A 12,898-nucleotide genomic window follows, 5' to 3' on the forward strand; every position below is an offset into this window, starting at 1 on the left:
AGTATGGAATATAATTTTAGTTAATTATATTCTGTATCTCTTTTGTTAATATTTTACTAACTATTTTACCGTCAGCTTTTCCTTGGAATTTTGCCATAGCTTTACCCATTAGTGGACCCATAGCACCCATCTTACGTTCTTCTATCATTGACTTATTTTCTTCAACGATTTCTTTAATACCCTGGGCAACGGTATCTTCTGATAGTTTTTCCAGGTTGTTCTTTTTAACAGAATCCATTGGACTAATGTCTTCACAAGCATCCTTGAATATAACTTCTGTTTTTGCTGCAGGAATAACGTCATTATCTACAAGTGCAAATATTTCAACCAAAACGTCCTTGTTGAGTTTTTTAACATCATAACCGTCACGTTTCAAGTCTCTTATTGTTGACACAATATCTGAAGCAATCTTTGTAGCATCCATATTCGGTAGTTCTGCTTTAATTTCTTCGAATAAGCCTGCATTGTTACGTTGTACTAACTGTTCAGCCAGTTCATCACTAAGGGAATATTCTTTTTGGATACGTTCTTTTTTAACTGCCGGTAACTCCGGAAGATTTGATGCAATTCTTGCTACTCTTTCAGGGTCTATGATTTCTGTAGGAATGTCTGTTTCCACATACATTCTACTTGCAGTAGGTAACGGTCTCATGTACTCGGTATTTCCATTGTCCTGTGCACGACGAGTTTCCTCAGGAACTCCAATAATCGCATCCTTTGCCCTTTCAATAACTTCATTCAATGCGTTATGTGCCTTGTCTTTTGGTCCTGCAACAAGGATGAATGCGTCATCATCTTCCAATAATAAATCATTTCTGATACTGTCAACTTCTTCCTGTGTAATACCGTAATTTGGCAATTCGTCGGTATGGAATAATCCGGATACTCCCATTTTCTTTCCATGTTCGGAAAACTCTGTACCTAAACGTTTTCCAGGTTGTACTTCACGACCGATTAAACCGGCAAAGTGTTTGAGTTTAATAGCTAATACTCCACTGTTATCTGCTTCAAGAATACCTTTTACGACTTTGGAGTTGGTGTTTTCAAGTAATCCTGTAACATCATAGATGCATGTTTCTACTTTAGCATCACGTTTTTGAAGCTCTTTTGCTATGTCAATAAGGTTTAATTGTCTTTGAACTTCATTTTCCACAATGGTTGGCATAAGTTCCAGGTCCTGTACACCTTTAACTTCTATTCTTGCACCTTCCCTAATGGATATGTTAAGGTCTTGTCTAATGGTTCCAAGTCCCCTTTTAACTTTGGTACTTCTTAAGATTTGACCAAGCTGGTAGGCTACCTGTTGAACCTGTTGTGGGTGATGCATATCAGGGGAAGTTGTAATTTCTGCCAGAGGAATACCAAGTCGGTCAAGTCGGAATACTATTTTTCCTTCTTCTTCACCAATACGTCTAGCAGCATCTTCTTCAAGACCTAAAGTTTCAATTGTAACGTTACCGAATTCTGTTTCAACATAACCGTCTGTTGCAAGGATACCTGTCCTTTGGAAACCGCTGGTGTTACTTCCGTCAATTACCTGTTTACGCATTGTGTGGAATTCATCGACAACGGTCATGTTCATAAGACTTGCAAGGATGATTGAAATATCAACGGCTTCCTGGTTAAGTTTTGCAGGAGGTTCTTCATCAGCTTCAACAAGACATGTGTGATGGTTATATGCTTCATAAACAAATTGCAGATTTCTTTGTGATTCCTCGTATGCTGCCCTGTCTATTTCACCAAGTTCACTTTGGGTAGGTCTAAGTCTACGATATATTCTACGTTCCGGTTTTTTGTCTGTTAAGGAATTTGGACATCTGCAGAATAGTTTTGTTTTGCTGTCTAATTGTTGGTGAATTTCAAGACCCATCATCAATCCTAATTCTTCATAATTAAATTTATCTTCGGACATATTATCTTTCCCCTAGTTTTTTATAAAGTAGTTTTGAGATAATGTGGTATCCATTTCTCCTTTAAGATTAGTCTGCATAATCTTACGAATTTCATCTACATTATCGCTTTGGCCTGCAGCCCATAACAGTTTGGTATAAGCAGTTTCAGGTAGCATATCACTGACTGGTATAACATTACTGTTTAGAAGTCTACGTCCACTACTATAGACGTTCATGTTTGTTCTACCGAATATGCACTGGGATGTCATTACTACAGGGATTCCTTCTCCGGTAGCACGTGAAACACTGTCAATTACCTCATCGCTGCAATGTCCAAGACCGGTTCCTTCGAGTACAATTCCATCATATCCCTTGTCTGTGTATATGTCAATCAATTCTGCATCCATACCAGGATACATTTTCACAAGAGCAACTTTATCTGCTAAATTATTGTTTAATGATAATTCAACGTCGCCTCTTTTAGTGTAGCTTACTTCTTCATCATTAATTTTCAGGGTATTGTTTTCAATAGTTGCCAATGGATCCATGTTTATGCTTGTGAATGTGTCACGACGTGAAGTGTGCATTTTACGTGCTCTTGTTCCTCTGTGAAGTGCACAAGTTGGATCGTCTTCTGATGAATGCATACAGATAGTTACTTCTGCAACATCTGATTTTGCTGATACAACGGAAGCCATAAGGTTGGTGAATGCGTCACTTGATGGTCTGTCAGAACTACGTTGTGCCCCCGTTAAGACTATAGGTACTGGTGTGTCTATCATAAAGCTTAGTGCTGAAGCAGTGTAATGCATGGTATCGGTTCCATGTGCTATGATAACTCCGTCTGCACCATCATTTATTTCATCATATACTGCTTCTGCCGTTTCTTTCCAGTATTGTGGGGTCATGTTTTCACTAAGTATGTTGAATATTGCCTTAGCGGTTATGTTTGCATGGTCCACTAGTTCGGGTGTTGCTCTTAATAAATCGTCTGCAGTAAATGCCGGATGTACTGCTCCAGTTTTATAATCAATTACACTTGCTACTGTACCACCGGTTGATAATATGGAAAGATTATCTTTTTCATCACTTATTTGTTTGTCAACAGGGTCAAGTTCGATTTTCGGTTTTTTTCCTTCCTTTATTTTTTCAATTTTTGCGTCTTTAACATCAATTCCGATGTTATATCCACTACTGAGTTTGATTATTATTGTATTTTTGTTTGTATAATCTGGTTTTTCAAGTAACATTCCTTCATGTTCAATGTTTGGTTTTGTTACTCGTACTGTGTCTCCAACGTCTATGTCAGATAATTCCAGAAATTCTTTGAGATATCCTTCATAAGCCAAAGTATTTCCTCCAAATTTTTAGTTAGTATAAGTTAATCGTGATAATTATCTTTTTTATTTCAATAATTAGCAATATATAATTATATTGCTTTCATAGTTTTTATTTTTTCTTAATGATTCGTTGCTTATTTCTTATAACTTTTAACTAATAACTAAAAATTACATTAATTATAACTTTTTAAGTTATAACTTATAACTATATGAATCATTTTAATTAATGGAAGTGGTATTATTTATAAAAAGATAAAAAAAGAGAATTTATTCCTCGTTAGGAATAACAAGAATAGGTACTTTGGTATGTCTGACGGTTTTTTCTGTTACACTGCCTAAAAGGAATCTGTCAAGCATGTGTTTACCACTACTTGCAATAACAATCAAGTCGATGTCGTCGCTTTCAGATATTTTAAGAATAACATCTGCAGCATTTCCTTCAATGGTTTTTGTAGTAATTTTTATATCTTTACCTTCAGAACCTTTTTCTTCTTCAATTTCTTTAATGATTGATTCGACTCTGGAAGTAACTTTTTTACTTTCTTCTTCAAGAATCATTTCGGATTTGGTAATCAAGTCTTCTTCAGGAAGTCCTGTTAGGTAAACACTATCAACAACATTTAGAACCACAATTTCAGCATCTTCAAATTCTGCTATTGTTAATGCATGGGCAATAGCCCTTTCAGAATTTTTTGATCCATCGGTAGGTAATAATATTTTATTATACATAATTTAACCTCCAGTTTCTTTTACATTTTTTTATGGATATTTAAAATTATATTACTAACATTTAATATTATTATTGTTTAAGTGACGATATTTATTTAGAGTATGATTCTTTTGTTTTGTCTTTCTTTTTTGTATTTAAAAATAAAATAAGGTATATATTTCATGTATATGTATATCATAAAAATGTAAGATTTTATTAATAAAGTAGGTTATTTAATATTTTAACTGGAATAAAATGGCATGTAATTAGAAAATAACTAAAATTATGTTGGTTGTATTTTATTATTTTTAATTGTAATTTACTTTGTAAATGCGTTATTTTATTATGATGTTTTGTCTTTAAAAAATTGATTGTTAGTATTTTATTTTTAATTTATCTTGAGTATATTGTTTTGATATTGAATATATTAATTAATTGTTTTTAATTAATAAAATTATTATTTTTTTTATTAATAATTATCTTGTTAATCATTTTAAAATAGTTTTTTTTTATTAAAAATTGAACATGTTTCAAATATTTTTTTTCATATTAACTAATTTTCATCAGGATTTCTATTTTTTAAAAATTTTTCATAAATCTTTAATATAATCAATTTGTTTTTAAAATAATTAATTATATGAGTTAATTTTATGGTATAATAAAATAATATAATTATATATAGCAATTTATTCTATAAAATAACTTCAAATTAAAAATTATTAAAGGATTTATTAAAAAATAAGTTCTAATGTAATTTTTTTGGATATTTCAAATAGTAAAAAATGTATTTGGCAATATCCTATATAAAAAATTTAGTTATATCTATAAATTGACTATATATTTTATCTTTTACTTTTGTACCGGAAGTAGGATAAAATTATTTATTAAAACAATGTTTTTTAAGGAGTCAACATGAAATTTAATAAGAAATATTGTCTTTTATTTCTTATGACAGTTCTTGTTCTACTCTTGGGTGCGGGAATGGTTTCTGCATCCGAAGCAGGCAGTGATGTCCAAGTAATAAAAGACAATCAAGTTTTATCCACACCCGACAATTATGATGTGGATAAAGTGGTACAATCCGATAGGATTCTAACCAAATCGGAGGCAAACGTAGAAAAGACAAGCACAAAAGATGACACAAAAAATAACATCAAATCCAATATAGACACATTTGTTAACACATCTAAAACAAATGGAGACAATCAAACAATTGCTAATGATAAAAGTCATGGTGCAAAAATTAGTGTTAATGAAATTAGTGGAAGAACATTAAACATTGCAGGCCTGGAAAATTCCGGACTATTGCAAGAAACAATAGATGTTAAAAAAATATCTGTTAGCGACACAAACAGTATGTCCCTAAATGAAGATATGACTCCTATCTTCAAGGATAATGCTGAAGTTTCTTCAAATGATGGAATTGACATTAATACAAAGTCAAATAATCAATTACAAGAAACAGACAAAACCATAGTTAAAGAAAATCTTAACCAAAATGTCAAAACAGCTGATGGTGAAGACTCTGATGAAAGATATAGTGTTATAGTATTTGATGAGCAATATCAAAGAGTTATATATCAGAAACCATGGTTGATGAATGATACTACATGGGTATTTTCATTAGGTGCTGGTGAAAACCAAGGCTCTGGTGCAAACCAAAACCTTACTCCGGCATATCAATACTCTTCTAAACCTGTGGGAATATATAAAAGGATTAAACTGACTGATGATTATGAGATTATTCATCCAATAACAGGTGAAAATATCTTGCCTTATGTTAGAACATTAATCTACAATAATTTTGATATTGGGGTTATTGGTTCACACAGCAATGATTTACAAATAGTTGTCAGTAAATTTTCAAATCCTAAAATCAATTACACAAATATCACTTCTATTCCTACTCAATCAGTATATAATGGAACTATCCGAGATTATGTAAACAGGACCATTAATCAGGTTCAATCTGGAAATGCCGTGAGCAGTTCTGGTAAATACAAGGATTCAGATTTCTTGACTTATCAGTTTTATTTATATAAGGCTGATGAAGAGTTGAATGAATATCATCATTTTGATGCTATTGGATTCCAAATATTATCTAACATTAATGTTAAAAAAATATGGAATGATACAAATCATACTAGTGAAAGACCGGATAATGTTACCGTAAAATTATATGCTGATGGTAATAATATTAAAAATATTACTCTAAATGAATCAAATGATTGGAAAGGTAACTTTACAGATTTACCAGTATATGCTATAGATGAAAATCCAAATCCATTAAATTCAAGTAATTGTCGAATTACTGTAGAACCTATTGAACTTGTTGATTTAAATATCAGAAGAACAAGTACTGGAACATGGTATTATAATATCACTGCGAATGGTGAATCTATTATGGGGGTTTTTACTCTATCTTATAGTTCTAAATCTGTATTTTATAGAAATTTACCAAAATATGATTCAAATGGAAACGAAATTGTCTATGGTGCAATCAGGACTAATAGTGCTGGTAAAATATATTCAGCAACTCAAAACTATTTCACAGTTACTACAACAGATAAAACCGGTCAAAATATAACAATACAGGTATATAATAAATCCGAAAATGAAACCATGCATCTTGGATTGTATCGAAATGGTTCTTTGTGTAATGAGTTCAATGCTTCAGGGGATAATTATACCTTTGCATTTTTAAGAGCTGATTCAACATCAAGTTATGAATTAGTCAGATACGATATCATGCACGTGGTTAATTATACCATTGGTGAAGTAGCGGATCCTGATGTTTATGACCAAATTATTAATGTTACTACTGTGGATATTGGCCCATTGCATAATTCATTAAGAACTTCCATAATATCTAATGATTTTCTTGTTTACAAGGATAATTTAAATCCACTAATTAAAGACATAACAATCACTAATACTTATCCTAATAGACCAAAAATATGGGATAATATTGGATTAAAATATATTACAAGTGAAGATTCTATAGTTTCTGATGGAAATTACAGTACTTTGTCCTACTGGTATAAATATAATGTTTATTATTATTGGGATTCTTATGCATTGCCATTTTTAATGAATGATACTACCTGGGCTTACTGTATAGAACCAAGCAATCGAGCACAACCAAATGGTTTATATGGAGAAGGATTATTACCTGGAAGTTTCAAACGATTGACTTTAACGAATGAAAAGATTATTCACCCAGTAACTGGTGAGGACATATTACCTTATCTAAGAACTGCATTATATTATCACTTTAATGATACAGAAAACTTCACTACTCAAAGTGGAGGAAAACCACAAATAAGGTGGTTATTATATGCATTTACTGGTGGTTACAATTATACTGATCCAAATGCTCCTGAAAGTATGGAAACTTATAGGGCGGATGGACCTACCAGAATGGAATTTGTTAGAGAAATTATGGATCTAGTTAAATCTGGTAAAGGAATAAACAACACAGGTTCATTCTATGGTTCTGATTATTTAACATATCAATTCTATATTTATTATACTGAAACTGACAATATTGAAGATCATTACCAAAATACCATTGGTTTCAATATTTTAACTAAAATAAATGTCACCAAAGACTGGAAAGATTTTGACAATATTGATAATACCAGGCCAGAGAATATAACTGTGGACTTATTGGCTGATAATGTTGTTGTCGCTAATGCTACATTAAATTCAACAAATGGTTGGAAGTATAATTTTACAGATTTACCAGTTTATAAAATATATAATGAAGAAGTTAAAGAACCAGACTTTACAGTTACAACTACAACTGCAGAGGCATGGAATGTAACAGTTAAATTGAACTGGGTTGATGGTACACCTACAGCAGATCATGTTATTGTTTATCCAATAAAAGGATCACAATATCTTCAACCATATCTTTATTTATCCGAAGATAATGATTGGACTGGTAACATAATCTTACCTGTGTATAATTATAGAACCGGTGCTGAAATAACAAACTATAATTTCAGATCCAGTAATGGAAATGCAACTTTGGTACTAACTAATGTAACTATTTCTGATGGAGTTAAAAATATTAAGGTAGTACTTAATAATGAAGCTTTAAAAGAAGAATGGGTTACAGTAGCATTAACAGAAGACGGTTATGAATTCAGGGGAGAACTATTAAATACAGAGAATCCTGAATGTACTTTCGCTGATTTAATCAATTATAATGAGGAAGGTAATGAAATTAATTACAATTTAACCATGAGAAGATATGGATGTATTAATGTAATTAATTACACTATCAATGAAACAGGTATTCCTGGTGAATACACAGTTAAAATAACAAATCATAGTGAAGAAATTAATCCTTTAATGCCAACAAGGGAACAAAATTCAGAAAAATATGTCCATGAATTAATTAATCCTTTAAATAATCTTTCAACAAGTTTCGAAATTGTAAACACATATGAATTAACCAACTTGACAGTTAAAAAAGTCTGGGATGATTCTGATGATAAAGATGGTCTAAGACCAAAAAGTATTCAAGTACACATTTATTCTGAAGAAACAGGATATGATGAGGTTATAGTTTTAAACAAAAACAATAACTGGACCAAGACCATAACAAAATTACAAAAATATGGTAAAGACTCTTCATTAATACAATATAATGTAGAAGAATTGGAAGTTCCAAATGAATATGCTGTCAGTGTAAAAGAAGATTCATATAACTTTACAATAACAAATACTCACATACCCGAAATGTTAAGTATATCCGTTGAAAAAGTCTGGAACGATTCTGATGATATTGAAGGCTTCAGACCATCAAATGTCACAATTAAAGTTTTAGCTAATGGAGAACAATACGGTGATGAAATCATTCTAACCAATGAAACAAATTGGTCTTATAATGTAACAGGTCTTCCAAAATACTTAAATGGAAAATTAATGAACTACACTATTGAAGAAATAGTTCCAGAACATTATAATGTTTCTTATAACATATCAAATGTGGATGAAAATAAGAAAATACCTACAAAAGCACGTGTGGAACTTGTTTCATTTGATACTAATGCTATTACATATCGTATATTTGTTACAAATTTAACAAATGATCTTGTTAAATCTGGAAATATCGAGGTTATTGATAAAGAGGGCAATGTTAATGCTACTGGTGAATTATCCGAGGGTTATGTTGATATTCTATGGTCATTAAGTAAAGATTTTGAAGTTACAGTTAACTATCTAGGAAATGATGAATATCTTGAAAGTAATACTACTATCAAGGAATCAGAAGTACTTGTTGAATATATGGGTCCGGGAGTATTGCCATATCTAATGACTGACGGTATTTGGGGATATTGTATTCAGAGAGGAGCACAAGATCCAAACAATGAAATAGGTTCTGATGGTGATACTCCAGTTTGGATGCCATATAAAAAAATTGCAATGACTAATGAAACCATAATGAATCCAAGAACTCATGAAGATGTACTACCATATATTCGTACATTACTGTTCTATCATGCTAAAGATGGTGAAAATTTCACATTAATGGATAATGGTTTGGCAGCTAATATTAATGATCCTAGTATATATATATTTTTAGAGGGCAACAGAACTCATTCTGATGGTAGGTATGTAGGCACCCATTATGAGGATCGTAGTACTTATAGTGGTCCTGGGGGGACTGCAGAACTTAATCAAAAAGAAGGTGATGCAGTTTATGAAGTTTACCAAATGGTTCAAAATGGTAATGCTATTGGAAATAAAGGTGTAGTTAATTATACAGAAAATGGAAAATGGATGTATCAATTTTATTTATACAAACCTTTATTACACAGTGCTTGGCAGAGTCTAATTGGTCTAGAATATTATTTTGTTCCTCTAGAACCTAATTACGAAGTAGAAATTATCAATACTCACATTCCTGAAAATGTTACTATAAATGTAACCAAAGTATGGAATGACACTGATAATCAGGATGGTATGCGTCCAGTAAACGTTACAGTTGCTTTATTTAAGGATGGTATTTTAAATGATACTATTGTATTAAATGAATCTAACGGTTGGATGGGTAATTTTACAGATTTACCAAAATATGCTAATGCCCATTTAATTAATTATACTGTTAATGAAACGAAAGTTCCTGTAAATTATACTCAAGAAGTTTCAAATTCAGGTAACAATTATACAATTACCAATACTCACATTCCATTAGTAACAAGTTTAAATGTTACAAAAAAATGGGATGATAAAAATAATACTGATGGAAAAAGACCTGATGTTATATTAGTTCAGTTATATGCTAATAATGTAACAAAAGGTGAACCGATATCATTATATAGTGGTAATAATTGGACTTATGTATTTGAAAACTTGGATAAATACAGCAATGGTGTTTTAATCAATTATACTGTTGATGAGATAACGGTTCCTGAAGGTTATACTAAAACCATTACAAACAAATCCAATAACTTTACTATAAAGAACACTCATGTTCCTGAAAAAACTACTGTTAACGTGACTAAGGTATGGAATGATGTTAACAATACTGATGGTTTAAGACCTGTCAGTGTAAACATCACTTTGGTTATTGATGGTAAAAAATCAGATCAGACTGTTCAGATTAATGCTACTAATTGGACGTATACTTTTGAAAACTTACCAAAATATCGTGACAATGGTACATTAATTAAATATAATGTAACAGAAGAAAAAGTAGAGAACTATGAAACTACTATTGTATTCTGTGAAGGTATTTTCAAAGTAATCAACTCACATATTCCTGAAAATACTTCAGTAAATGTGACTAAAGTTTGGAATGACAATAATAACCAGGATGGTGTTCGTCCTGCTAACGTAACAGTGCAGTTATTACGTGATGGTAAAGAATACAATTCCACAGTATTATCCGAGAATAATAATTGGTATGCTGTATTCAACAATTTACCTAAATATCATGATGAAGGTAAAGAGTACAAATATACTATTATAGAAGTTGCTATTCCTGGTTACTCTGGCGTTGTTACAAATGTTTCAACAGAATTCACAGTAAACAACACTCACATTCCTGAAAATACTTCAGTAAATGTAAGTAAAGTTTGGAATGATGCAGATAACAATGATGCTCTTCGTCCAAACAATGTAACTATAACTTTGGTTATAGATGGTGTTGTAAGTGACAATAAAGTACAAATTAACAGTACAAACTGGAACTACACATTTGAAAACCTTCCTAAGTATCGTGATGGTGGAATTTTAATAGTGTATAATGTTACCGAGGATGCTGTTGAGGATTACACTACTGATATTGTCTTCTGTGAAGGTAGATTCAAGGTTATCAACACTCATGTTCCTGAAGTTGTTAACAAAACAGTTAACAAGGTTTGGGATGATGCTGATAACAGGGATAATATGAGACCTTCTAAAGTTACCATTAAATTGAAATCAAATGATGGTAATGAGTATGTTGCAGTTATTGAGGAAGTTAACGGAAAATGGAATTACACATTCACTGATTTACCAAAATATGCAAATGGTAAATTAATTGAATATACAGTAGAGGAAAGTGTTGTTCCTGATGGTTATGATGTTGAATATGATCAGGATACATTAACAATAACCAACATTCATGAATTCTTAACTAAGGAAATAAATGTTGTTAAAGTATGGGATGATGCTGATACAGCTAAAGATCGTCCTGAAAATATTACAGTCTTCTTAGTTGCTGATGACGAAGTTGTTGCCAATCTTACTTTAACTGGTGATAAATGGACTGATAAGTTCGCAGACTTGCCAGTATATAAAGAAGGAGAAGTTGGTGTGGAAATTGTTTACTCAATTAAAGAGTTAACAGTTGCTAACTACACAACTGTAATAACAAACATTAGCGATGATTGGACCATTACCAACACTCACATTCCAGAACTTGTAGATATTACAATCAACAAAGTATGGAACGATAACAATAATCAGGACGCTTTAAGAACTAATGTTACCATAATTCTTAAGGCCGAGGGTGTAAACGTTCAAAATGGAACAGTTCAAGTCAACAGTACTGATGACTGGACATACACATTCAGTAATTTACCTAAGTATGCAAATGGTAAAGAAATAGTTTACACAATTGAAGAGGTTGTACCTTATGGTTACACCGTAACAATTGAAGGTTATACTATTACCAACACCCATGAAGTATACACCAAGGAAATTAACGTGACAAAAGTTTGGAATGATAACAATGATAATGACAATGCCAGAATGGATGTTGTTGTTGAATTACTGGCTGATGGTGAAAAGGTAGATGAAACCACTCTTAATGAAGGTAATTCTTGGAAAGACACTTTCAAAGATTTACCTGTAAATAAGGATGGTAAATCAATTGTTTACACCATTAAAGAAGTAAATGTTGAACATTACATAACAAACATCACAGAATGTAACGGTAACTTTATTATCACAAACACTCTTGTTCCAGAGCTTGTGAACGTAACAGTTTACAAAGTTTGGAATGACAGTAACAATCAGGATGGTATCAGACCTGAAGAGGTTACTCTTAAACTTAAGGCTGACGGTCAGGAATATACTGTAAAAGTTGTTAAATCAACTGGTGGAAAATGGAATTACACATTCACAGACTTACCTAAATATAATGCAGGTAAAGAAATTGTTTACAGTGTTGAGGAAGTGAACATTGCAAATGGTTACACAGTAACTTATAGTGAAGACACATTATCTATTGTTAACACTCACATTCCTGAAACTACAAATGTAAATGTTGTTAAAGATTGGGATGATAATAACAATAATGATGGTAAACGTCCTGGTAGTGTGACAGTTGAATTGCTTGCTGATGGTGTAGTGGTTGATACTGCTGTTCTTGATGAGTCCAATGATTGGGAGTATACTTTCAGTGCTTTGGATAAATTTGCTAATGGTAAGGAAATTGTTTATAACATTACTGAAAG

4 protein-coding genes are annotated in these 12,898 nt (G+C 31.7%); 1 reads left to right on the forward strand and 3 read right to left on the reverse strand.

All coding sequences use genetic code 11. The features are described 5' to 3' along the window. Positions 1 to 16: 16 nt before the first annotated feature. From gatE to QZZ11_RS02735, 3 genes are all read right to left on the reverse strand, one after another. Complete coding sequence (gene gatE / locus QZZ11_RS02725) at positions 17 to 1,912, reverse strand: Glu-tRNA(Gln) amidotransferase subunit GatE (RefSeq protein WP_292473372.1); 1,896 nt, start codon at positions 1,910 to 1,912, stop codon at positions 17 to 19. Between the two features lie 12 nt (positions 1,913 to 1,924). Continuing rightward, a complete protein-coding gene (gene gatD / locus QZZ11_RS02730; protein ID WP_292473374.1) occupies positions 1,925 to 3,241 on the reverse strand; it encodes a Glu-tRNA(Gln) amidotransferase subunit GatD in 1,317 nt (438 codons plus the stop codon). A gap of 258 nt (positions 3,242 to 3,499) precedes the next feature. Then, positions 3,500 to 3,961 carry a universal stress protein gene (locus tag QZZ11_RS02735; RefSeq protein WP_292473376.1) on the reverse strand — a complete coding sequence of 154 codons (462 nt, stop codon included), beginning with the start codon at positions 3,959 to 3,961 and terminating at the stop codon, positions 3,500 to 3,502. A gap of 892 nt (positions 3,962 to 4,853) precedes the next feature. Here QZZ11_RS02735 and QZZ11_RS02740 point away from each other — a divergent pair. Beyond that, positions 4,854 to 12,898 (forward strand): Cna B-type domain-containing protein (locus QZZ11_RS02740; protein ID WP_292473378.1); only part of this gene is annotated, 8,045 nt, incomplete at its 3' end.

Source organism: Methanosphaera sp., from assembly GCF_016282985.1.
Lineage (GTDB): Archaea > Methanobacteriota > Methanobacteria > Methanobacteriales > Methanobacteriaceae > Methanosphaera.